Raw genomic sequence first — 24989 nt, forward strand, 5'->3', positions numbered from 1 at the left:
TCCCTATTTAGGCGCGATCAAAAAAATAGCGGATCCATTCTGATTAATCCGGCCTGCACGCTCCTATGTTCAAGCCCACGGCAGCTTCTCATTCAAGCGTTAGGTAGCTCGCCGCCTCGCCGCTGACTTCCGCATAGCGCTGCACGCTGCCCAGTTCCAGACAGATTCCATCGGCATGCAGCGAACTGCCGTTCACGATGGCCGCATGCTGCACGATGCCATGGTGACGCCGGATCAGCACAAGCTCGGCATTCGTCGTGACTTGCCGGCCGTCCTCCAGCTCGTAGCGTCTTACTCCGTCGACCATAGGCGTGTACCCGCTTTCACGGTCAGCAACAAGCAGCAGATCGTCACGTTCTTGATCCAGCTTCACCTCAATCGCCCAGCCATCCTGCCCGAGCCGCCGGCTGCTCGTGGCGAGCAGTCTCGAGCCCGATTCATCTATCGGTTCATAGATTCCGATAAAATCCGACTTCAGTCGTTCTGCCCCTTGTCTTCGGATCATCACCGTCGGAATCCAGGCCGACTGCTGCCCAGTTGCCTTATTATCCCCTGTGTTCGCCCACAGATCAACCCACGAGAGGGCGGTCAGCAGTTCGGCGTCCTCGGTTAAATCGATATAGTTCAGCGCGACCCGCTCGCCCGGCTCATTAACCCGGAAGTGACTGTCGTCAACTTCCCATATGGCTCGCCATTGACCCGGAGCCGTCACCCCGGCTGTCGCGAACTGCTTCATCATTCCGCCCGCAGTTCGGTCGTTGCCAAATGACGAAGCCGAATCGCCCACTGGAAGGAGATCAGCTCCGTCGATTGTCAGCTCGCTGAGCGTGCTGCGCGAATATTTCACATGCTCGCTACCTCCTTCGACGTGAAACATATCGAGGAAATACGAATGCTCGGCGGAGATTTCGATCGCCGCTATCGTTCGTTCGAACCGCTGACCTGCGATCATCTCCGGCGCTCTGGCCTTTATAACCTGCAGCTTCCCGCCGCCGGCAAACAACGTCGATGTCCCTATATCGGAGACGAGTCCCTCATGCCGACGATGATTGCCCCCATCGACCACTACGGTGTTATGCGCAGCCGTTGAATAGTACCAAGGGCGTTCCGGCCCGTCCTCGAACAACCCGTACTGTACCGGTGCATAGCCGAAGTCCGGCATCAGATCCAGCCCTTTGGCAAACAAACCAATGCTCATGCCGTCGCTATGCCCGTGATCGCCGCCGGAATCGTATTTCATCCAGCAGGCGCGCTTGTCTCGGCCTTCGCCGGCATGCAGCACAGCCAGCCGCCACCGCTCCTTATTGACGCTCCTCTGCTCCAGCCGGCAACCGCGCTCTCCGATCAAGGCGGCCAGTTGGTCTCGAAAACGTGCCGGCTCCGGGGTTAGCAAGCTTTTGGTCAAACACCGTTCGATATGGCGTTCGTTGCTCAAGTAAATAACACGGGCAAAATCAGCATCTCTAGTTATTTCATACAATTTCCACAAGAAGTATTCGATATCCGGATCAAGCTGAGTCGTAAAAAATTCGTGGCGATAATGAAACACTGCGTACTGCCGGTCGGGCATGGCGAAAGAACCGGTATTGCCGATACGGGGATAATAACGCTCCAGACACCACATGTCTACAAAAAAGCGATAACCATCCTTCAGTGCTGGATGCTCAGCGGCGACGGCGGCTATATAGCCGGGCTCGAGCTGCTCAAACAAGGACAGGAACATCGCCAGATCGAACAAAGCATACGCGCTGTACACCACCATCCCTTTCTCGCCGGTAGTACCGTCCACCGCCGTTGCACGATCAACCAGTTCGGCAATTGTCCGTTCAATTCCCGGCCGATCCGACTGCCATCCCAGCACCACTCGGATCAGGGTAATCGTCGTGTCGGTCATCGGGAAGTTGGACTCGAGCTTGTTGCGGTGGTGCTGGGCGTCGCGAAATATATGCGTTTCGATATGTCGGCAAATCTCGTCCAGCGACCGTTTCGACGCCGTCTTTGCCACCCGCTCCGACTTTTGCCGAATGAACGCGACTAGCTCCTCATCCCCGCGCACACCGTCAAACACCATGTCGTAAGCGATCACCAAATCGCGAATATGGGTACAGGAGCGAAACCAATAGGAGAGGTAACCGTCGTCGTAATGCTCCTTCTCGTAAATGATCCCCTGCTGTTTGAAGTCGAACGACGGGAACAAGTCGGCCAGCCGGTCCAACAAGATGAACGCCTTGTGCGCATACGCCTTCCTGCCAGTAATCACGTAAGCCCGGGACAAGCTTCTGATAGCTTCCAGTACTTGCAATTCCCAATGTCCGAACAGCAAATAATAGGCGACAAAATACCAGCGATGCCCGTCTTGAGCATAACCATTTCCGTCGTCCACGCCAAATGGCACCCATTTTTCGCTGTCCGCTTCCGGATTGTACAACAGCTGACGGTCGGCCAAATCGCTGTCAAAAACGCCGTCCTCTCCAAGTCCCGATTCGTAAAAGCGGTGAAAATCATTTTTCGGAAAATGTTCCCCGCATTGCGGACATTCCACCTTCCAAGGATACCGGATGACGTCAAGCTTCCAATTGTACATGGGAACCGGCTCCCGGCATGACGGGCAATACCCGTTGGAAAACACATGATACGAACGCTTCAGCGTCGACCCATACATCAAACTCCAAAGTTCCTCATCCGTCCATGCGGCGAATCGTTCCGCTTCCCTCACTGCCTGCTCGTAATCCGTTGAACCGAGGGGACATTGCAGTCGTATGCTTTGCAGCACTTGCTCGCCAAAAAACACGCTCCCTCTTTTCCCGCCTCGAGCCCCCGATATATCTTCGTGTGCTCCTGACTTCACGATCGGCTCTATGACATTGTCGGCCTGTACTCCTCGATTGTCATTCCTCGTCTCCATCTTCCGGTTCACGTCCTTTCTCCCTATGCGCTGTACCTTAGACGCGATCAAAAAAATAATAGACCATTGGTTGCCCGAAAAAAGCGTATTGACGCGTATGCCAAGGACAACATCAGGTTCGCTATTTTTTGGATCGCACCTAAAAATATAGAGGGGCGCGTTGTCCCCCCCTCTAAGGCTATGCTTGATCTATAATAAAACTACCTGCAGCTAAAGGGGGTCAACACCAGGATCGAGCAAGCATAGTTCGCTTAAAGCTTGCTCGCCTCTTACGATCTGCCCGACAATGATGTCCTCGATTTCGGGGACAAAATTTCCTCGTAAATTAAAGAAGAAGTTGCACGCTGCCTCATAGCCTTCCTCGGCGATCATTTTGCGGGTCGGGATGTAGCTGCAAACGCCGTTCGTGTATCCAAGCGTCAGCGTTGTGCAAGGCTTCAGCAGCCGCTTGATTAAGAGTGAATATTCGGTCGACACTTCGCCTTCCATCGCCACAAGCCGCGTATCGGCATCCAGATGCCACAGCGCGATGTAGTGCGGCAGCCGATCCTGAATGCTCCCGTCCTCAATCGCCGCAATCGTGCGTCTGGCTGCACCTCTATAAAATGGCGATGAATCCTCGCTGTGCGCCATCGGTTCGTAGAAGGAAGCCGACGTCTGCTCCGTATATAGCAGCGGCTCGAGAAGCGCCGTCCGAAACGCGCAGTTCACCGTGCGAAACTCGCCCACGCGGAGCAGGTCGGCAATCTCCCGCCCCAGCCCCTGGCCTGCTTCCGTGATTTCCTCATAGCTCAGCGGGCGGAACTGGTCGCCGTCTGCCCCCATGCGTGGTTTCAGTTCCCCGCCGCAGCCCTGCAGAAACATCGCGAACGCTCCCGGAAACTCTGCTTCAAGAAAACTCGACGCATGACCGACAAAATCGTTGGAAAATTTCATGTAATCCATCATGCCGGTCGGATGGCAGCCGTAGTTATACAAGATGCCCTTCACTGCTCCCCCACTATCTGTCAGCTTCAGCACAAGCAGCTCCTTGTCGATCTCACCTTCATAATACGGCTTCCACGGCTTCCACTCCACCCCGCCTTTCCCGTCCGGTCTGCGCCTGCTTACGGCAAAGTCGGATTGGATCGAGCCGACCTGCAGCTCGCCTTCGATCATATTGCGGCTGCAATCGTCGACAAGACGGACGATGATGTCGAGAATATGGCGAAACAGCTTGACATCCTCCGCATAGTCCAAACCGTCATTTCGGTCAGACCAACCGTTCTGAGCAATGCTGTACAATCCCGGCAGCCGTCTTGAAGTATCTTCTCCAGTTAGAAACACTGAGTAATGCGTATGCGAAAAGTTGATCAGCACATCCTCGTGCTGCAGACCAAACCGTTCCTGCAACGCGTCCTTGACGCCGTTAACAAAGCTGATGTCCGAGCCGAGCGCATCCAGCGTGACAATCAACAGTCGCTTGTTCGCCTCCAGCAGCGTGACCTTCACATAGAGCTCATCAAGCACGCCAACGCTTTTCCCCGTTCTATGGCCAAAGCCGTGCATAAACAACGGTTGCTCCGGCGTCATCGTTTCACTTGCGTAGCTAAACCTCATGCTTCTCCCCCGTTCAGTGCCGTTCAATGCCATTGCGTGCGGCCGTCAAATCATGGCTATCGTACGGATTGAACATTACCTGTGATATAAATCTGCTATTTCTTGCTTGGACATGACCGTGTCGAACAACTCTACTTCACGAATCTTTCCGGAAAAATGAGATTGTGGTCCTTTGCCCAGCACGAGCGGTGTAGGGCTCAAGTCACTGAGCTTCGACGGGTCGATCGGTGCAGAAGAGACAAGTTCTCCATCCAGATAGAGGGAGATGTGTTCCAGGTCATACGTGATCACGGCACGATGCCACCCATCTGATACGGAACGATCCAGTGTCGCAAGCGGATCTTTCCGCAAACTCCACACTTTGCCGCTTGGCAGCGTACCTGCATACAACTCGCCGCCATATACAGCCATTGTCCATACGCGGCGATAGCGAATATCCGGATTCGGCTCTTCCAGAACGCCGGACAGCACCCATGACTCATCGCCGGTATAACGGTATACATGACCGCCTGGTAGTGTGCCGCCGTACAATTTTCCGTTGAACAGGGAGATCCCCATCACTTCCAGTTCTGAACCCATCAATCCATAATTGCTCCACTTTTGATCGCCCTCATAGCGATGCATGCGCGCTTCCGGCCAGACACCCATCAACAGACGGTTATAGTGTACTGCAAAACAATAGACTTGGTCGCATTTCTCTACCTTGCCTTCATATACCCAATCTTCTTCTAACGTGCGGCTATATACGCCTTGCAACTCGTTACACCCAATATACAACCGTTCCCGATAAGGAGCCATAGTCATCGTCCGCGTCTTTCCTTCCGGCCCTGGCGCACCCAGATCCTGGCATGTGCCATCCTCATCGAAGGCATACACACCAGGGGCATAGAATGACATCACAAGCAGCTTGCCCTGGTAAACTGTCATCGATAGCAGGCTATCCGTTCCAGGCACATCAGCGAACAAGGACCACGTCTGCCCCCCCTCATATCGGTAGATTCTACCGCCCGGCTCCAGATTGGGCGACTCCGGCAGAGATGATCCGGAAGCCTTGTAGCGCATCGTACTCGCATACAACTTGCCTTTATATTCGACTAACGAATATACCGAATTGCTGTCATCCGGATTGCCGCAGTCTATCCATTCATCATGCTCACCAAGCTTGTACACATGCCCTTTGTTATCACGCGCATTATCGAACACCCCCGCATACAGCGATCCGTCATACACACATAAGGCGCAGATCATACGGCTGTTGCCCGGGGCTCCACGATCCCGCCATTGCTCCGCCGCTGCCGGCAAGCTCCAGCCAAACTGCAAGTTCCGCCAGTTCGATTGCGTGGTCGTTACACCTGCTTGTGTGAGCGCGGATAAATGCCATCCCGTCATCTGCTCTTCCATATACCTGCTGATTAATCCTCCAGGAAGCGTTCCCCGCTCATCATTAATTTCGAATTCCATCGACAGGGTGAAGGGATGGGTGCCGCTTGTCAGTTCCGAATCCGGCAGCACAATCGCGGATTGCTGTCCATCGAAGATAGCTCCGTCCAGAAATTGTACAGCTTCTGCCTGACCATGATTCTGATTTGACGAGACATCATGGCTGTCCTCTCTCAACGGCCAGTACCCTACTCGACTTGTTGTCGCATTGCTTGTTTCAGTTCCTGTTTTTTTCATCCCAATCATTCCTTTTTTTTTATTTTTGGATGTTTTCTGCAGGACAGGATCGTTTCATCCCGCAGCTGTTTCTATAAGATCAAGCCGACTCAGAAGTGAATGGATTGTCCTGTGTATAACCTCCTCTAACACCAGCGCAAACGGAGAAGGGCAACCGAAGACATACAAAGAATCTTTGCTTTCATAACCGCCGGGATACTCCAGTGTAATCCCCGCTGCGGTGAGCGAAGCCAGCAAACGGAAGCGCGAAGGGAGGCGTAATATCCGACTTGCCGGTCCCCAAACGATAGTCAGTTATTTTGTATTCATGCTCATTCACCGTTCTCCCCCTGTTCATCCACCCTTCTTTTCTCTTACTAAGATACTGCGATAAGTTCGAGTCGACAGTTCATCGATCTGCTTATCCCCCGCCGTGGAGGCCATAAGTCGCCGTATCGTTCAAATCCGTTCCAGCGATTTGTGACCAATCCGTTGTGCATGTATGGTCATGATCAGCTTCTCTCCTATTCCAACCTCGTTTGACTGAATTGAATACATGAAGCAGTTCGGCCTCCTGCGCTCTCCTTTACGATAACAGTTGGCCGACAAATCGAACATGCACAATCCCAATATTTTCTGGGAGATTTCCACTTTCTTGCCACTGGCAACTACCCACTTTTCTTCAGACCCCATTGCTGAGCGACATTGCCCGCTAATCTGGACTTCCCGTGCTTCTTACGACAATTGCGTTTCTTGTTCCAAAACAGCGTCAGACTCTTTCGAATGTACCAGTCGATTTTATTTGGCTAGGCGCGCTATGCCAAAAAAAGAGTGCCATCAGGCACTCTTCATTCATTCTTCAAGCACTCCTCAAACACTCTCCAAGCACTCTCCAAGCAACTCACCAGTCACTCTTTCTTCCACAAACAATTAAGCAAACCAAACATCCGTATAATAGTAAAACGACCCCGGAACAATCTGAGTGCCATTAGCAACAGGCAGTACGTACACTTCCAGTGGCAAATCCTTCAGCTTCGTAACCTCAATAACAAGCTGATGCTCTCCAGCCGGTATCCTCAGCTCAGCCGCTTTGCTCGCGGGGGCACGGTGATACGCCGGCATAAACTGAGTCACATTAGGATCATCGCACAGCACCGTTCCGTTTAATGAGACCTTGACTGGTGAAGCCGTGGCAACAATCAGCCGAAGGTCACGCTCCGTAGGCACGACTAGTCGTGCTGATGCCCTGTAGACACCACCGTTCTCATGCTGCTCACCTCGATCAGCCCTATCACCTCTGTCCATTGAGGCTGCTAGCCGCTCGCCACTCTCTTCCAATGAAGTCAGCCGCTCGAAAGCGATCCGATTGCCAGGGCAAATGACCGGCTCCTCTTCTCCGCCAGGACCCGCAAGCGTCCAGTGCGTGGAGGCCACAAGCGAAAAGGATACTTCTTCACGGTTCCAAATAAATCCGTTATGCAGCCTCTCAACGCTGAGAGAAAGCTTATAGGCAGGCTGAACCCTGTTATCGGAGCTAATCTCAGGCGACCATCCCAGCACAGCTCCCGGTAACAGCTCAAAAAGCTGACCTTCAGGACCCGACCACCCGGCAGGCAGCGTTAAGCTTAACCGCCCTGTCCACTTCTCCTGTGAGTGGTTTGTCAGTTGAATGCCTAAGGTTCTGGAAGCTTGCTTACCTATAGAAGGACCCTCCTGTCCATAATCGATGGCCAACTCCAAGCCATCCTTGCTAATGGAGCCCTGCGGAAGCAAATAGCGATTCTCTGTAACGCTAAGTCTCCACAAATAGCGGGGATCGTAAGATTGGCTGCAGCTGCCAACCGCCGCTCCATTTCCTGGCTCGATGGCAACTCCCGTATCCCAGACCGCCAGTACCTCTCGAGCAGCCTTCATTGTTCTAAGCGTCAGCTCGTCTAGATTGGCTGGTGCTGGAAAGCCTTTGATCGGCGGGCTCACGACGATGCGGTCCCCAACAGGCTCCACCCATTTGCCAGGCAGACATGCTGCACCTCCAATGATACCTAGAATCGCACCAAGCGTAGCACCCGTACAATCCGTATCATAGCCGCAATTGACTGCTTTCAGGATGGCATCGCCAAAGTCTTCCCCATACAGCCAGCCCAAGATCGTAAATGCAATATTTTGCGGTGCATCCGTAAAATTATCATGACCATGATGCTTCAGAATCAGCTCTCTGGCTTCAATCCAGTCTTTCCCCTCTTCATGCCAACGCAGCAAATCCTTGACGGCTTGAGCGGTTCTGCACTGCTCCGGAATGTAGCTAAGGCCGATATCGATCAGCCTGCCCCGGTCGCTTTCCACAAAAGCCGCGCTTTGAATAGCTGCGAAGAACATCTCGCCATATACGCCCTCGCCTCCCGCATGATCTACAATGGCATCCTGATAAGCATAATAAGCCGCAACTCCAGGAGCGCCAGGAGCGACCATTGCCCATATTTCAGAGCGGATAGGTGAGCCCATGCAATTCGTAAAGGGATTGTTAAACCAGCCCGCAACAGGAGCAACCAACCCGCGACGCAAATTCGTAAGTGCGTAACCATATTCATCAAAGGGAAAAAAGATATGCTCCATCCACTCCTGGCCAAGCTCCTTGGCCGTCAACCTTGCTCCGTACTGCTCCAAGGCATGCAGCCAAACGAGCTGCAAATCCAGATCATCATTTTCTAACGGGCCGTCCGGCAGACTGGAGTAAAATGTCAGATCAAGCAGACTCATTTGTCCTTCCAGCGGGGCGCCCAGCGTACCGCCGATATTTTTGCCGAGCCACCCTCCATAGACCTTTGTATAATATTCCTGCTCATAAAGCGTAAGCTGATTCTCAGATTTATTTTGCACTGGCTCATTCTCCGTTCTATAATCATGATTATTAGATCACTCTTCCATTATAGGCAGCAGTCCTCCAATACTCCATTGACTACATTGCATTTTATCCCTAAAAAAAGTGAGTGGTAGCCATGTATTATACAATGACCCGATCCACCTTTCTGGATATCAAATGGGCGAATTTGCACAAAGTCAGCGCTGCATTCCCCCAATTTCAGCATTACAACCCTTATTATGAGCTGATTGCGGTCACAGAGGGTCCTGTTTATTTTCAGTCGGAAAATGAGAAGTTTGTTTTGCATGCTGGAGATACGTTTCTGCTCAAGCCTTGGGAGCAGCATAAAGGCTGGAACTCTGAGCATATGACTGGGGAATTTTACTGGGTTCAGTTTGCCGCTTCACCTGGGCTTGAAGTGTTTGATTTTGCACAGGAGCCTGAATCAGAGCCACCCTTGCAGTATGGCCCCGCTGTGCATGGCCCGGCCGAGCTCCGCACAGGGCAGGACCATCAGGATATGCTCATTGTTCCGCGCCATTTTCGATCCTCTAACCGGTTTCAGCTGCTAGGTATGTTTGAGCAGTTAGTGCAGGAGCTGACGCACTCCAAAGGTTACTACCGCTACCGCCTTTCCCTGCTGCTGGGGAGTATGCTGGAGCTGCTAAGCAGCGATTCACTTGGGCATGTCCGTCAGGATACATCACTCCCCGCTTCCTACGTCATTTACCGCAGCATTATTAGCATGGCGGACAACAATTACCAGAGAAATCTCACCACAGAGGAAATGGAGGAAGCTCTCGACCGCAAATATGAATACCTCTGCAACGTCTTCAAAAAATACGCAGGCATCACCATCGGAACGTACATCCAGCAGCTGCGAGTACAGCGAGCCAAATATTTGCTCAACAGCACGGATAAAAGCATACAAACGATCGCCCTTGAGGTCGGCATGGAGGACCCTTTCCACTTCAGCAAGCTGTTCAAAAAAAAGGTAGGCATTTCGCCCTCAGAGTACCGCAGTAGATGAGTTCGAAACGAAACATAACCGCTATCCAAAGGAGGATGCGGTTATGTTTATGTAAGTTTATATTATATTTCACATGGATAATGTTCGTTTCAGACTTTCAAATATCCTGTCATGCCCTTTCTGGGTAAAATGAATGGCATCGTAGAACCAGCCGGACAAGTCCGTGCCCGATTCCCATAAGTCAATAATATCCCTTTGGGCATCTGCTACTAGAAGCTTATGCTTGTCCGCTAGCTGATATAAAGTTTCCGTGAAATCCGAAAATGCATGTGGAAAATCCTGATCCTGAATCGGCGAATGCCAACCGTAAGTTTCTCCACTGCTAATCGATAACGGCCCGCTGATCCATAACAAACACATACATCCACTCTGCTTCGATTTCATAATCATTTGTTCCATCATAACTTGGAACTGTTCTAGTTTGGCGAAGTTTTTCCAATCATTAATTCCAAAGTTTAAAATGATACAGTCCGGTTTAAAAGCAAGCACCCTTTCGTCGAACGCTTCTGCCCCTTGAACGCTTTGCCAGCCTGGTACACCCTGATTGCGAAAATCGACATTGGGATTATTTTTTTGCAAAAAGCGTTTCAATTGCTCGGCCCACGAACCATAAATCACCTCTGATTCACTAATGCTCATCTCTGGGTAATACCCCTCCGCAACACTGCCAAAGGTCCAGCTGTCCCCATAAGTAATTATAGTAAAAGACTCCTGCTTGCTCATAGCTTCTTTCAATTTCAATAGTTGGGCGCTCATTCTAACCATCCTTTTTTGGCTTCTAATAACTGTGTTCAATAACCAGGTATGGTACCGTACGATCTAGCAGTATCCATAGTATACCATGCCAAGACGATAGCGACCAAACAGCTGGATGCTGAATTCGGCCCTAATGCTTCCTGTTCCTAGACCATAGCCCAGGGTTAAAACCATGCGCAAGTCTGTTATGTGAGAAAACGGAAAGTTTTACAATATAGGAATGACCAAATCGAAAATAACAGCCCATAGGGGTTAAGGAGATTATGCGAATGCGAGTGAGAACTTTTATAGTAAGCTTGTTCGTAATAAGTTTATTAGGCTTGGTGGGATGTACGAAAACCACGGAGTTTAAGGGAGAAAGCGCAACGTGGTCCGTTACTTGCTCGGTTAATCAATCGGGTACGGTAAAGTCCTATCAGATCCGGTATCTCGGCCAAGAAAAAGGGCCTGAAAACAGCCAGATTAGCTTTTCTTTTATGGACAGCAAAAATTTTCAAGCAAGCAAAGAAAGTAGTGCTACCTCTTTGAAGGGCTTGAAAATAAATGGCAAGTTTTCTACAGATACGCCTGATACGCCATATGTCAATGAAGATCATTTTAAACTTCATATTAAATGGAATGATCAAGAGGAAACGATACAAGTAGAACAAATGAGCTAATATTGAGCAGGATGAAACGGTGTTACCGTCTTGTTCTTGCTGGAACGCTTGGCGGCATAGAGCAAGGCGTCCACATCCTCAAACAAGCTTACCTTTGTATCATTTGGGGAATAGCTTTTGAGTCCGATGCTTACTGTAACACTTCTGTTGCCTAGCTCCTCATGAGAGGTCTGGGCAATTTTCTTTCTCATATTTTCCATCAGCTTATAGGCTTCTTCGAACGTTTGCTCGAACAAAAGGACGGCGAATTCCTCACCACCATATCGGGCAGCGATATCGGCAGGGGACATATTGTCTCTGATTAACTGGGCAACCTTTGATAATACAATATCTCCAGTTCTGTGTCCGTATGTGTCATTGATCTTCTTGAAATTATCGATATCAATCAGGGCAAGATGGAATGGCGTTCCTTTCTCCGCGTGTACCAAAGCCTTCTCATAGAACTCATGAAAAGAAATATGATTGAACAGGCTGGTGAGGGCATCTGTTTTTGCCAGCTTCGACATCATCGTATTTTGGGCTATTAATTCCTGCTTGGCTATCATCGTCGCTTCCAGGTCATTCACTAGCTCGCGGCCGCTGATAATGATGATGCTGGCAACCAGGGTACAAATTATGATAAAAATGGGAATTGCAATTAAATCAAAGTCATTGAGATAAAGCCTGAACAAGTGGTCCCATTTGTAAAGGATACCAAAGGCTATGATTTGCAAACCAGCCGTAAATAAAGTCAGGTTAATCCTGAAGAACACGGTGGAGGCCACAATGGGCAGTAGTATAGTTGCCGGAATGATTCGGATATCCATATTTAAATGAATAATATACATAGAGATAATCGTACCCGCTATAAATAAGGCATAGAAGGAATACTTGACGGAAACATGCTGAATATATTGGGCAAGTACGGTAACTGCGCTCATAAGAATCGTCGGATAAAGCAAAATATAATAATAAAAATTATGGGCATCCGAAGGATACGGCAGTAAAAGAAATGACAGCAGCTGCGCGGCAAAATGCACGGCGATTACAATCCAATACGTGCGCATAAACCATTTGATCCATTTGGTTTGTCTCTGCAGCTGAGCGTAGGATGGACTTGGAAAGCTTCTCATTTTCAATGCATTCACCTCGCAGACTTATTCTTGTGTATACATCGAAAATAAACTTATCAAAAAATTTGATGCATAGGTCAACTTGCATATGTCAACTTCAATTTCAAGTTTATCAACTTGTCTTTCAAATAGCAAAGGATTTAGGCGTTCACAGTTGTTAAAAATTCATCCGCCTTGACAACAAGTAGTATAGAATCTAAACTAAGAACATGGAAAATAAACCACTCTTTCAATCTAACCAAATAAATAGAGGAAATCGCAATCTCGGCCGACTGATTTTGCAGCTTCGCCGCCTTGAACGACAGCCTCAAACCTTTGGCAATGCCGGCTCACTAACGCCAAGCGAAATACACACGATCGAGGCTATCGGCTTTGACGGAGGCGTGCTAATGAGCGAGCTATCCGCCCGACTCGGTGTTACTAAAGGAGCCATCACGCAAATTGTCGCACGTCTCGAAGCCAAAGCACTAGTAACGCGTTCGCCGCATCCCTCTGATTTAAGAGCAAGTGTGATTGCACTAACCGAAAAAGGAAGGGAAGCTTTCACAGCCCACGAAGAAGTACATTTACAATTTTACGATGAGCTTCGCTCTCAATTGAGTGACCAGGAGATCGAAATCTTTGAAACCTGCATCGAAAAACTAAACGACTTTTTGCAAAAATAATGTTGGCTTAGAGTTGGACAAAGAATATATGACCTCCAATAAGAGTCCAATCTGCCATGAATTTTTTTTTTGATTATTTAGTATAGTATCTAAACTATAAAGCAAGGTTGTGACCATCATGAGTACATCCGGGATTCGGCCGCATCGGGCGCATGCTTTTACAGGTAAACATCGTTTTTTTATGATGATGGCTATATGCATGGGGGCCTTTATTTCTCATTTTACAGCTGGCATCGTCAATGTTTCACTCCCTCAATTTACACAGTTTTTTCAGACAGACTTGGGAAAGGTGCAGTGGATTACGACGGGGTATTTGCTTGTTATCACCGCCTTGCTTCCTGTAATGGGCAAGATGGGGGATCGTTACGGGTTTCGGCGCATTCATAATCTCGGTTATGTGTTTTTTACTATCAGCTCTATCTTGCTCACTTTTTCCACTCATATCTCTGTACTTCTTGTGCTTAGGATGGTGCAGGCAGTTGGTGCCGCCATGTTTCAAGCTACAAATATCGCCTTGATTACCCTGCATGTGCCCAAGGAAAATAGAGGACGGGCTCTCGGTATCGTCAGTACGGCCGTCGCTCTTGGCGCGATGACCGGTCCTATTCTCGGGGGATGGATTGCGGAGTGGTTCAGCTGGCAGTGGCTATTTTTAATTCATGTTCCTGCTGCCGCAGCCGCCACTTTGCTCGCATTTCGCTACATTCCGGTCGGCGGGCAAAAAAGAAGGTCTGATTCATTCGATAAAGTTGGAGCGTTATTGTTTATGGTAGGGATTAGTAGCGTAATCTTCGGAATTTCGAATGCAAGTTCGTGGGGTTGGCTGTCTGTTCAAACGATATTCATATTCGCCGCTGCCCTCATTACGCTTCTGATTCTGCTGCTGTGGGAGCAGCGTCAAACGTTTCCTTTTTTACCGATTAGGGCTCTCCGTATTTCGGCTGTGTCCTACGGCTTGATCGTTAGCTGTGCTTCTTTCATGCTGGCCAATACCCTTCTCGTCGTCATTCCCTTCTATTTATCCGGCACCGCTGGCCTCTCTCCGTCAACTGCTGGTTACATGCTGGCCGCTTATCCAATCACATTAGCCTTGGCAGGCCCTGTTGCCGGTTATTTGTCCGATCGTTATGGCTCCAGAAGGTTTATGTTCCTGGGATTAGGCGGCATGGGAAGCGGATTTGCCCTATTGGCTCTATATCTCGGACAGTTACCTGTAATCGGGGTGCTTGCAGTGCTCGCATTAATCGGATTAGGAATGGGACTCATAGCCTCCCCCAATAACAGCTTCATTATGAAGCATGCTCCTGCAGAACATATCGGCTCAATAGGCAGCATGATTGCATTAACCCGTAATGCAGGTATGGTTATTGGGGCGGCGCTAGGACTTGGTGTTATTCCGAGGGGGGCCGGGCAGCCAGGGCAAGCGGAGCTGCTTGCGTCATATCAGTCCGTTTTTGAAATCAATCTGTATGTATGCATCGGCGTTATTACTCTGCTCGGATACGCTATTCATCGGGACCGTAAAAGGCGCTCCCAATGAAGTCCTCGATAGTTCGATAGATAATATGTATTTCTACAATGTAATTGTTATTGCCAAGTATATATCAAGATCGAAGAAGCTTGGATGCCATCGGCGCTCCATACTTTGACTACTTTTTCTGCATATGATTTAAAATTGCCTTTGAAATTGTCGTAGCTGATAGAGGAATAATCCGTCGTTTCCTTCACTAATGTACTGAAAAAGAATTCCTGAGTGCCGGCAGCCAGGATGATTCTCGTGTCAGGGGTCACCTTCAGCTCCTTGTTCTCTGCTTTTCCGTTCATCGTTACAACAACACTTTCAACGGTTAATTGTGCTGCATCCAGCTTTTTGATTTTACCGATTACAGCAGCTTCCTGCCCTTCTATGTCTTTGACAAGTTGTTCGTTATGTACAATTCTTTCCGTAGGCTTATACTTGAATAAATCGCTATTCGTTTGCAGCAATAGACCAAAGCCCGCAACACCCATAATAAGAAAAATCACGGCCGCTGCCGTCAGAATCTGAATTCTATGCTGGAAGTACCTCTCCATTAACCTGTACAGGTACAGCCCGGCAGCCGTGCCAGCTGCATTCAAAATGATATCATCCACATCACTGCTGCCCAAAATAAAAACAAATTGAATAATTTCAAGCAATAAGCTCAGCCCCAGCCCGCACAGCAGAACACTCTTAAGGGCCTTTTTATAAAGAAGTGCGAGAAATACGCCCAGAGGCATAAATAGGACTATATTTCCTAATAGATTTTGAGCCAGCCTCATCCAATCCAGGGTAGCATCTAACAGCATATCGACTATGGAGGCAAAAGGAATCAAATTCAGCGACCGGATGCCTAATCCGGCACCGCCAAATAAATGATACAAGGGTGCGCCTTTAAACAATATAATACGCAGCAGTACAAACAAATAAATCACAAACATTAAACTAATAACAAAATACAAGCCGTTAATTGTTCTTTGCTTCATGCTCAAATTCCTCATTTTTCCTTTGAGTATATCAGCTCCCGTTCAACAATTTTATTGAAATCTCTTAAGGTTTTCTTAAAATTCCCTTAATTTTGAAAAAGAGCAAGAGCTCAACTTGTATCGCAGAAAAATTTTTTCTGATCTATCTACAAAATTGTACATGTCAGAAAAACCGACCAGTGCCAATCCAGTAAAAAAGCTGCAAATGTAGGGATAGGGATTCCTGTCTATGTACATATCTCAGAAAATTTCAAATCCTTAAGTATTGTCCCAAGTTCCCAAGTGCTAAAATTGCGGAAGCACGATCATTATGGCAAAAAGGCCGCCATCGCACCCCTGATTCAGAGTGTAATGGCGGCCGCCTATATCAGCTATTTATCCTGAAAGTTCGCCAGCGCCTGCCTCAAATCGGAATTAGTTAATATATCCTGCTCCCTGGAGTATCCTCTTAATGACAACAACGGCCTGAGCACGCGTTGCCATGCTCTGTGGAACAAAGGTGCTGTCTGTTAACCCCGTCATGATGCCAGAGTTAATCACTTGCGCTACCGCGACTCTTGCCCAAGAGCTAATCGCCGCTTTATCCTCGTACCCTGTCAGCAGGGGATTAAGCTTATCCGCTACCGCTGCTTGCTGACCTGCATACGTCAGCACATGAGAGACAACGACGGCCATTTGCTCTCTAGTGATTGTTTCATTAGGACGGAAGGTTCCATCCTCAAATCCGCTGACAAGTTGTGCTTTTTCCGCTGCTTCAACCGCTCCTGCGAACCAGTCAGATCCTCTAACATCCGTAAACTTTCCGAAGTTCCCCGAATTCTCTTCATTAAGCAATACTTCCTCCAGCCCAAGTGCGCGGACAATCAGACTAACGAACTGCGCGCGAGTAATTTTAAGCTCCGGTGCAAAGGTACTATCGGAAGTCCCTTGTACAATAAGCTTAGAAGCAAGCAGCTCCACATCAGCTCTCGACCAATGCTGCTGCAAATCCGCAAAAGTTTTCTTAGATTGGGCAACCGCATATAGACTGCTGCCAGTACGAAAGATATTAACTTTCGTTATCCCGTTATTCATTTTAAATAAAGAAGGCACGAAGGATAACTTACCTGTTAACGGGTCGATACGTACGGCCGTTGCCTGGGCAGGATCAAGCAGATCATGAATGACAAGGCTTCTTGTTATGTACTTATTTCCAAAATCAGAAAATAATTGCTCGCTGCCGCCCTTCTTCACCATGATCGTAAATTCAAGAATATCTCCTGCAAGAGTGATCCCCTCTGCCAGTGCTTGCCCTCTAATCTGCTCAGCGGCAGCACCTGTAATAGTTTCCATCGTCACATAGACGATCGCGTCTTCCCAATCATCCCCAAGAAGCTGTAAAAATGAAACTAGTTCAGGGAAATTTAACGGAAGGTTGTATACAGCATTCATTGCCTCAATTAACAGAACAGCATTTGGTCTCGCAGTCTTTCCTGCTACAAATACCTTGGCCGGTATTCCCACCGTACGAATAGCATCCGTTCCCGATACTGGAAGCCTAATGGTTTGTGCATTCAACTGCTTGCCTTTTATAACTTCTAAAGCCTTCATCAGCGAATCAGTCCGCAGTAAAACTTCAACAGCTGTCTTTCCATTTGCCTTCGTTTGTGTAGTAACCGTTGCGGCATCACTACCAAGCAGCACACCGTCCGATTCCTCCGTCACCCCTGCCGGGTCCAATGATTCTGTGGGATTAAATCCCGGTTCACTTTTATCATTTGGCGTAGGAGCACTAGGCCCATTACGGGTCACGGTCAACGTATACCTTCTAATGCTGAGCCCATCCTCAGCCATAACAGTAATGTTTATAATATTACTGCCCACTCTCAAGTCCACCCTAAGCGGTACGCCACTTCCTTGCGGTTGGTCGTTGATCATCAGAGTTGTAAGTGGATTATAGGTTACTGCCGTAACGCTTATGCTGCTTGCAGAATAGCCAACGTTCATCGCATACACCGATACTTCTGGAGCAAAAGCTGGGCTGAGCGTTCCTTCGCTTACCGTCAGGCTGCTTAGATCCGCATCCAAAGCACGGCCCTCCGCCCAGACCGTCATATTGTCACCATTAAAATTTGCCACATAGATCTTATTCAGTTTCGAATTGACTGCAACGGCAACCGGATTCTCTCCTGCTGACACCGTTGATATTTCATGATTGCTTCCATCAAGCACTGTAACACTATTGCTATCATAATTCGCAATGTAGACCCGATTCGTATGTTCGTTGATAGCCAATCCTGTAGGACCAGATCCTTGTCCCGTAGATACGGTAATGGGATGATTGAGGTCTTCGCGGTCAAGGATCGTCACATTATTACTGCCCGTATTGACTACATAGACGCTCCCGGTTACACCATGGATTGCCACCGAGACTGGCGCTATCCCAACCTCCGCTGTAGAGATCCCTCCCGTTGTTCCATCTATTACAGTGACATTATTACTAAAAAAATTGGCAACGTACACACTGCCTGTTATTGGACTTACCGCCAAGGCATTGGGACCTGTCCCTGCTGGCACAGTAAGCGTTGTGCCAGTTGAACCGTCAATCACCGTCACATTGTCACTATCCACATTAGCCACATAGATCTTATTAGTGGCCTCATTAACAGCAACTGCAAATGGACTTTCCCCGACTAATACAGTCTCAGTTTGACTGCTATTCGTCGCACCGTCGATAACAGTCACCGTATTGCTCCCCAAGTTTGCGATATAAACCTTATTCGTTGTTGCATTTACCGCTAACGCAAAGGGAGTCTGCCCCGCTTCTACTGTACTTACATGATTTGTTGCACCGTCGATCACCGTTACGTTATGACTATCTGCATTCGCTACATAAATCTTATTTGTCACAGGATTCAACGCAATGGCGTTGGGGGTTGTTCCTACCTCAATCGTAGCTATCAAAGACATCCCCTCTTCACTGTCTTCCAGAACAGTCACATTATCGCTGAAGGCATTAGCCATATAGATTCTGCCAGTCACCGGATTTACAGCGATCGCATGCGGTCCTTTTCCTGCCTGAATCGTCGAGGAAGCCTTTGCTATGTTCAAAAATATAGGACTTGGAATCACACCTGTAAACAGAGCAATCACGATTATCCCTACCCCTATTCTATACAGCCAAGAATTTGTTCGAAGCTTCATTGATCGCCCCTCCTCCTTTTATTAGAAATTTAATCGCATGGGGACTAAGCCTTATTCTGATCCTTGTACTTACTCCCCATCATTGATTTCATTAAATCTCTACGAAATTCTGTAGGTGTACACCCATGAAATTTTTTGAATTGTTTAGAGAAATATAGTGGATCGGAAAAACCGACAGTAAAAGCAATTTCCTCAATTGAGAGCTGTTTACTCAACAAGTGAGAGGACCTCTCCATCCTGACCTTGAGCAAATATTGGGTTGGCGATAACCCGGTATATTGCTTGAAAACACGTGACAAATATGTCCGGTTATAGCACAGAGCCTGGGCCATACTATCGATCGAGATTGACCTATGACATTGCAAAGTCAGCCAACGAATGGTTTTGATGATGATATGCGGTACATCTGCCTGCTCCAAATTCATATTTTCGGCATGTCTCATTTCCTCAGCAAGCTTAGCCAGTAATATCCGCATCATGCCATTCGCTTCCAAATCGCTGAACGTATTTCCTTGGCGAAGTATCTTTTCCATCTGATGAAATATAATTGGAATGCGCCGGGAACGAATGGAATACACCACGGGACGCTCCACTCCAACTCCGACAAAGCTTAGAAGCTTATCAGCGTGAGTTCCGTCGAATCCGATCCAGCGGTAGCTCCAAGGCTCCTCATGGTCGGCTGCGTAGCTTACAACCGTATCGGGAAAAATGAAAAAGCAATCGCCTTTCTTTAATTCGTATACTTGATTTCCTTGAATAAGCGTCCCTTTGCCCGAAGTAATATAGTGAACAAGGTGATAGTCCACCATTTGCGGACCGAATGAATGACCCGGCCCAGTCTGCCCATTTCCTGCAAACAGCACGGATAGCTCTCCTTCGTCAGAAAACGTATTAAATGACAAATAGTGATCAACATGCGCCATCTAACCCACCTCTTAAGAATACATATATGTGTAATGTATTCGACAAGAGAGTATGTTCTCCTTGGAACAGCGGATGTTTAGCATTACACGATTCTGACGATTCCTTCACATGAATACATCCCGTTCGGATGATTGAATTCGGAGATTGACAATCGTAAATACCCATTGTTATTAACAGCAGCAATCGATTTGCCTGAAGTCCCAAAATCATTGGCCATATCCCCAAATATAATACCCTGCAGCCTATAACTGCCGTTATTATCATCAATGGTTAAATGAAATGCCACTAGAGACGTTTTATTCTGAAAAACAATTTTCGTATCCACATGAATCGTAAAATTCTCTTCATTGCTTTTACTCACTGTACAGAATGGAACTTGACCCGCACTCGATCCACTGTTTCCAGAATAAAGGAAAGGAATCAGACCGTTATGAACTTCCGCTTTCGAATAAGCATGACCTGAAGAATCTTGATTCAAATATTGAATAAATCTTACATTCACTTTACTGCCGAGCTTGAAATTGTCAGGAATAGCCGGAGGCTGATTCGTTCCGAGCATCGAATACAGCTGACTGATTTCAACCGTCACCTGATTCGTTGTATGTTCCGCAAAATCGACGATACAGTTCCCGCTTGCCAAACGATTGTTAGGTCCGAAATATCCATTTGTTAGTCCGGCAGCGCTCACACAAGCGACGTTAACTTCATAAAACCAGTTGTTATCGATGCGCATCCCCCTTTTGGCCGAGCTGCCCAAATCAATGGCAACTCCCGATATAGCTTCAAAATAACAAGTATCAATCGTCATCACATTGCATTCGCTGGTTAACTTCAGGCCATCCACACAACCTTCAGCCGAACAATTTTGGATAAGAAGACCATCCGCACCTCCAGCGAATTCAAATCCAAGTTTCCTGCCGACTGCAAACAAGCTATCTATTTTTTGCACGTTTACGAATTGACCGAAATAGTAGACCGCATTGGCAGCGTCATTCGCCGTCCCCCGGGATAACATGTTTACGAACCGGCTGTACCAGCAGCGGGCTGCATAAACGGCCCATGTGCAATCATAAAAATAAAAATTAGATAACTCGCTTGCCTCATTGAAATTCCACAAATTAAACGCTTTGTTACAATTCATAATCGTTGCATTTCGGATTATCGTGCAAATAACCCGATAGGGCTGATTATCTCCCGGCACTCCTATATTGGAAATAATGTCGCCGTTATCCGCATAAGCTGTTTCAAAAATATTATTGATTCCGATGCCTGCTCCTTCGATAACAGACCAGTTCAACTCGATTTCATAGCTTGCGGGCACCAAAATCGTACCTGTAATTTTATATTTCGCGGTCGGAACTGACATTTTACGTATGCCGCTGGATAAACCAGCTTTAATAGTATTATTGAAAGCGTCCGTATCATCCGTAATTCCATCTCCAACTGCGCCGAACCATTTCGGGTTCAGTTGATCCCCGATATATCGCTTGAATCTCGCGCCTGATGCCGATACGATGGTCAATGCAGCATCGTCCTCCGTAGTCGTGTCAAGTGTATCGTAATAGAAATTCCCCTCTTTACCTTTATCTTTGACAAAATACACTGAATGGGCTAGTGGGTTTATTAATGCCCTTAGCTCGGCGATGGTTATCGCTAAGCAAAAACTTGCATCCAGCAGGTCCTTCAACTTGTTTCTCTCCCGATCATTGCCTTCCAGACCTTCGGCCCAAGCCGCACCTGGAAGCACACTTCCTGCTGCCAGTGCCGCACCAGCTATGCTTAATGTACTCAACAATTTCCTCCTACTGATCAGATTCTCCCTAGCCACTGCTGCACCCTCCGTACCTGACTGTTTACACTGTATTTCCCCTGATTTTTCAGACATTTCACATTCCTCCCGATTCTTTGCTCAGCGTTAATGTAAACGCTCACTAACATCTGATAATTCTCACATTACAAAATTCCTGCTTTAAATAATATGGACAAAACAGACGGATGCATGGAAGAATGTTTCTTTTCACAAACTTACAAAAATTAGAAAAACGCCTTGCGGGACTGTTGACAAAAGCCAATTTTACGAAAAATGACTTTTAGATACCCAGTGTTTATGCGGGTTCTCAAACGTCAATTTCGTCAATAAGGTAATTTGTCAACAGTCTCTTGCGGCGTCTTTGAGGTGCGTGTTCATGAATTTGGTGCATTGTGGAGGGAATGGCTGTGGGCTCCAGCCGCTGTTAAAGATTTGTTCCCTTTATTGGTATAGATGAGAGGTAGGAACAAATCTTTAAAGGCGGACGCTACCGCTCTTCCGCCCACAGCCCTTCCCTCTCTCTAGCTACAATCGCACGAATCGCACGAACACCAAGCTCAAACGAACAGCCAGCAAGGCTTTTTCTCTGGATGGAAGGAGATTTCCCCGCGGGCCAAGCCGCTGGGACTGAAGATCGGTCCCGCCAGCGGGCACAACAGAGAGGTTCTACTACTTTAGCGAACTTTAACGATGTTTTTCATCGTTAAAAGCATAAAGTTCCCCCACATCCTTACTTTAACGATTTCCCCAATTAGTAGGCAGGCCCAATCCGAAGCGGCAAATGTAGGCGGAAAACCGCCCACAATGTGCTTGCGCGAGCCGAAACTGCCGAATGAAAGCGAAAATCCAACTACAATGTGTCTAAGCATGGCCGAAGCGGCCAAATGTAGGTGAAAAATCGTACACAATATGCTTGCCGCGGCCGAAGTCGGCCAAATGTAGCGGAAAAGCGCACACATTTGGCATGCTTATCCTGACAACATTGCCCCTGATCCCTCCCCTCTCAGCTAAAAAGTGCCGAACCTGCCACGATCTCACAAAGCCCGAAAGTGGAGAAATAGAGGGGAAGAACCCTAACTTTGCTATTGCCGGCCATAGATCATCGACATTTGGACCCGTACCAGGAAAATCCCTCCTTACCTTGATTTCCTGCCACCCGATACGTTCGAATAAGCAGCGTCTAATTGTTACTTCTGAGCGGGTTTCCACAAGTTGACAGGCTAGTGGTCCTTTTTCACGCTACGACAAATCTCTTTCATCCAGCTGAAAGCTGCCCGCCGTACCAGCCATCATTTTGCGATAAGCGCCCGGCGTTTGGGCCTTCTCCTCAGCAAACACCTTCGTAAAATAATGTACAGAAGAAAAGCCTGAAGCGTCAGCAATTTCTTTAATGGACAATGCTGAATGCTGCAGCAAAAATGCAGCTTTCCGTACCCGCTCCTGCTTCACAACATCTGTAAAGGAAGTCTGCTCGAATCTGGCGAAAAGCCGCGATAAATGCCGGGGTGAAATGTGCAAATAACGGGCTACCTCCTCCAAGCTTAACGGCTGTCCTATATTATCGTGAATAAACATCAGAGCCCGGTTCACCAGCATTTGAGCGGCAGAACTGCGCGATGGCAGCTTCGCGGGACTTAGCATGCTCTTACAAAACAAAGCTTGCAGCGAAAGCAGCAAGTTATAAGCTAAGGGGCCCAATAGCTCTTTGTCCGTAAGGCTCGGTGCTTCTGCGTGGAGCATAAGCGCCCGCCAAATATGAGCCGCAGCGGATTCACCAGACTGGTGAATCACGATATCCGCCGTTACCGCTAATTGATCAAACAATCGCTTTCCTTCCTCAGAAGTCTCAGCTTCTATTAATTCAAAACCGACGAATAGCAGATACATCCCCTTCTGGCTGCGGATCTGGTGGCTGTGCTGCGGTCGAGAGCAGAACAAGGTTCCAGGCATTAACACATATTCCGCACCTTCCTCCCAGTAGCTTCCTTCCCCATAAAGCACATAGCAAAGCTCAAAAAAAGAATGACTATGAACCAGATTATCAAGATGCATAGGATCATGTCCCCAATAATGGACGTGAAACGCCGCCAAACTGCCTGCGGGATGACGGGCATAAGCATCCAAGTAATCATTTGCCGCTTTGTTGAACATCACTGAACACCCCTCCCGAAAATAAATCTCAAGCAATTTGTCCGTCTTTTTTTCGCCTTCTATTTTGAGATGTCCTTATATTACAAAACTATGACTTCATCCTGCAAAGATATATCTCCAATTCATCCTTATAATATAACATATAAAGCAGCAATAAAAGCTTTTCCATAAGGAGATGATTATGTTGATTAAAGCACATGAGGCCGAATTTTACAATGAAAATGGATATTTGCTGGTACAAGGGGTTTTTAATGCCAAAGAAGTGAAGGAAATGCAGGATGCGGTGGAATCTATTATCCACAAAGCAGCAGCAGCCAAGCTGGATAAAAGCGCAACCTGGCAGGGAGACTACCTGCCCCCGGAAGAGCTCAAAAAACTGGTGCTCAAAGGCTTCCACGATGTCCACTACCATGACGCCGCCTTTACCCGGGCCCTATCCCATCCCAATATGGTAGCCGTGCTGCAAAATATCATAGGTGCAAACGTTCAGCTGCATCACTCCAAAATGCTCGTCAAGCCGCCGGAAAAAGGAGCTGCCTTCCCGCTGCATCAGGATTACCCTTATTTTCCCCACAAAAATCACACCATGCTCGCTGCCAGCGTTCATCTCGACGATTCAGATACTGAAAATGGCTGTATCCGCGTCATTCCCGGCACGCATAAGAACGGTCCGATGGAGCATGTCGGCATGCATTTTTTGAACCACAAGCAGTATCCAATCAGCATGGGCACTCCTTGCCCGGCTAAGGCGGGGGATGTGCTGTTCTTCAACTATTTGACCATCCACGGATCGGATGTGAACCGGAGTCAGCGGCCCAGACGGAATATATTGTTTCAATATAAAGATCCGTTGGACCCTCCAACGCAGAATGTCCATGTGAACTGGGGGCAGGGTTTGATGGTATGCGGTGAAAACCCCATTTTCCGGGAATACCAGCCCAAGTCCTAGTCAGAGGAGAACATCATTGGATAGTTCTTTCTAAGACGAGTGATAAGAAGAACAGACGCTATACTTATTTGCCAGAACGTAAGAAGATCGCCTGTCACCTGACCATATTGGGCCGGAAGGGCGATCTCCTTTTTTGTCTAAGATTGAAAAACGCCATAGCTGTAGCAAACAGCGGATCGCGTATAACCGCTGGGTTAAGTATGGACTCTATCGCTTTTTAGCGCT

Annotated in this window: 17 protein-coding genes; 5 read left to right on the top strand and 12 right to left on the bottom strand. The window is 47.9% G+C overall.

Annotation, left to right across the window (positions count from 1 at the left end; genetic code table 11):
* Positions 1 to 88: 88 nt before the first annotated feature.
* The 5 genes from J2Z66_RS43735 to J2Z66_RS02130 all read right to left on the bottom strand — a co-directional run bounded on the left by J2Z66_RS43735 (position 89) and on the right by J2Z66_RS02130 (position 9037).
* Positions 89 to 2917: a heparinase II/III domain-containing protein gene (locus J2Z66_RS43735; RefSeq protein WP_209969341.1), complete on the bottom strand. Its 2829-nt coding sequence runs from the start codon at positions 2915 to 2917 to the stop codon at positions 89 to 91.
* Positions 2918 to 3115: 198 nt separating this feature from the next.
* Positions 3116 to 4537: a neutral/alkaline non-lysosomal ceramidase N-terminal domain-containing protein gene (locus tag J2Z66_RS02115; protein ID WP_312894336.1), complete on the bottom strand. Its 1422-nt coding sequence runs from the start codon at positions 4535 to 4537 to the stop codon at positions 3116 to 3118.
* A 42-nt stretch (positions 4538 to 4579) separates the two neighbouring features.
* Positions 4580 to 6181, bottom strand: a complete 1602-nt coding sequence (locus tag J2Z66_RS02120; protein ID WP_209969347.1) for a LamG-like jellyroll fold domain-containing protein — start codon at positions 6179 to 6181, stop codon at positions 4580 to 4582.
* Between the two features lie 181 nt (positions 6182 to 6362).
* Positions 6363 to 6500 (bottom strand): hypothetical protein, encoded by a 138-nt coding sequence (locus J2Z66_RS02125; RefSeq protein WP_209969349.1) that lies wholly within the window; start codon positions 6498 to 6500, stop codon positions 6363 to 6365.
* A gap of 590 nt (positions 6501 to 7090) precedes the next feature.
* On the bottom strand, positions 7091 to 9037 hold the full coding sequence (locus J2Z66_RS02130) for an ADP-ribosylglycohydrolase family protein (RefSeq protein ID WP_209969352.1): 1947 nt from the start codon (positions 9035 to 9037) through the stop codon (positions 7091 to 7093).
* 119 nt (positions 9038 to 9156) lie between these two features.
* Between J2Z66_RS02130 and J2Z66_RS02135 the strand changes: the two genes are divergently transcribed.
* On the top strand, positions 9157 to 10050 hold the full coding sequence (locus J2Z66_RS02135; protein ID WP_209969354.1) for a helix-turn-helix domain-containing protein: 894 nt from the start codon (positions 9157 to 9159) through the stop codon (positions 10048 to 10050).
* A 69-nt stretch (positions 10051 to 10119) separates the two neighbouring features.
* Here the strand turns inward: J2Z66_RS02135 and J2Z66_RS02140 are convergent, their stop codons facing one another.
* Entirely contained in the window at positions 10120 to 10806 is a 687-nt protein-coding gene (locus J2Z66_RS02140) for an SGNH/GDSL hydrolase family protein (protein ID WP_209969358.1), read from the bottom strand.
* A gap of 269 nt (positions 10807 to 11075) precedes the next feature.
* Here J2Z66_RS02140 and J2Z66_RS02145 point away from each other — a divergent pair, with 269 nt between their 5' ends.
* A complete protein-coding gene (locus J2Z66_RS02145; protein ID WP_209969360.1) occupies positions 11076 to 11465 on the top strand; it encodes a hypothetical protein in 390 nt (129 codons plus the stop codon).
* Here the strand turns inward: J2Z66_RS02145 and J2Z66_RS02150 are convergent.
* Positions 11462 to 12577, bottom strand: a complete 1116-nt coding sequence (locus J2Z66_RS02150) for a GGDEF domain-containing protein (RefSeq protein WP_245375238.1) — start codon at positions 12575 to 12577, stop codon at positions 11462 to 11464. The genes J2Z66_RS02145 and J2Z66_RS02150 overlap by 4 nt on opposite strands.
* Before the next feature lie 209 nt (positions 12578 to 12786).
* On the opposite strand from J2Z66_RS02150, the gene J2Z66_RS02155 reads away from it, so the two are divergent.
* Positions 12787 to 13242, top strand: a complete 456-nt coding sequence (locus J2Z66_RS02155; RefSeq protein WP_209969363.1) for a MarR family winged helix-turn-helix transcriptional regulator — start codon at positions 12787 to 12789, stop codon at positions 13240 to 13242.
* Between the two features lie 118 nt (positions 13243 to 13360).
* Positions 13361 to 14782 (top strand): MFS transporter, encoded by a 1422-nt coding sequence (locus J2Z66_RS02160; protein ID WP_209969366.1) that lies wholly within the window; start codon positions 13361 to 13363, stop codon positions 14780 to 14782.
* 47 nt (positions 14783 to 14829) lie between these two features.
* Here J2Z66_RS02160 and J2Z66_RS02165 read toward each other — a convergent pair whose 3' ends face one another.
* The 5 genes from J2Z66_RS02165 to J2Z66_RS02185 all read right to left on the bottom strand — a co-directional run bounded on the left by J2Z66_RS02165 (position 14830) and on the right by J2Z66_RS02185 (position 23815).
* Positions 14830 to 15747 (bottom strand): VanZ family protein, encoded by a 918-nt coding sequence (locus J2Z66_RS02165; RefSeq protein ID WP_209969369.1) that lies wholly within the window; start codon positions 15745 to 15747, stop codon positions 14830 to 14832.
* A gap of 414 nt (positions 15748 to 16161) precedes the next feature.
* Positions 16162 to 18930: an S-layer homology domain-containing protein gene (locus J2Z66_RS02170; protein WP_209969371.1), complete on the bottom strand. Its 2769-nt coding sequence runs from the start codon at positions 18928 to 18930 to the stop codon at positions 16162 to 16164.
* A 44-nt stretch (positions 18931 to 18974) separates the two neighbouring features.
* The gene (locus J2Z66_RS02175; protein WP_209969373.1) at positions 18975 to 19853 is read right to left on the bottom strand and encodes an AraC family transcriptional regulator; all 879 of its coding nucleotides are present in this window, start codon (positions 19851 to 19853) and stop codon (positions 18975 to 18977) included.
* Between the two features lie 83 nt (positions 19854 to 19936).
* On the bottom strand, positions 19937 to 21739 hold the full coding sequence (locus J2Z66_RS02180; RefSeq protein ID WP_209969376.1) for a putative phage tail protein: 1803 nt from the start codon (positions 21737 to 21739) through the stop codon (positions 19937 to 19939).
* A gap of 1164 nt (positions 21740 to 22903) precedes the next feature.
* On the bottom strand, positions 22904 to 23815 hold the full coding sequence (locus tag J2Z66_RS02185; RefSeq protein WP_245375239.1) for an AraC family transcriptional regulator: 912 nt from the start codon (positions 23813 to 23815) through the stop codon (positions 22904 to 22906).
* A gap of 181 nt (positions 23816 to 23996) precedes the next feature.
* On the opposite strand from J2Z66_RS02185, the gene J2Z66_RS02190 reads away from it, so the two are divergent.
* Positions 23997 to 24764, top strand: coding sequence for a phytanoyl-CoA dioxygenase family protein (locus tag J2Z66_RS02190; protein WP_376774354.1), 768 nt, complete (start codon positions 23997 to 23999; stop codon positions 24762 to 24764).
* Positions 24765 to 24989: the final 225 nt, after the last annotated feature.

It is taken from the genome of Paenibacillus eucommiae (assembly GCF_017874215.1).
In the GTDB taxonomy this organism is placed as follows: domain Bacteria; phylum Bacillota; class Bacilli; order Paenibacillales; family NBRC-103111; genus Paenibacillus_AI; species Paenibacillus_AI eucommiae.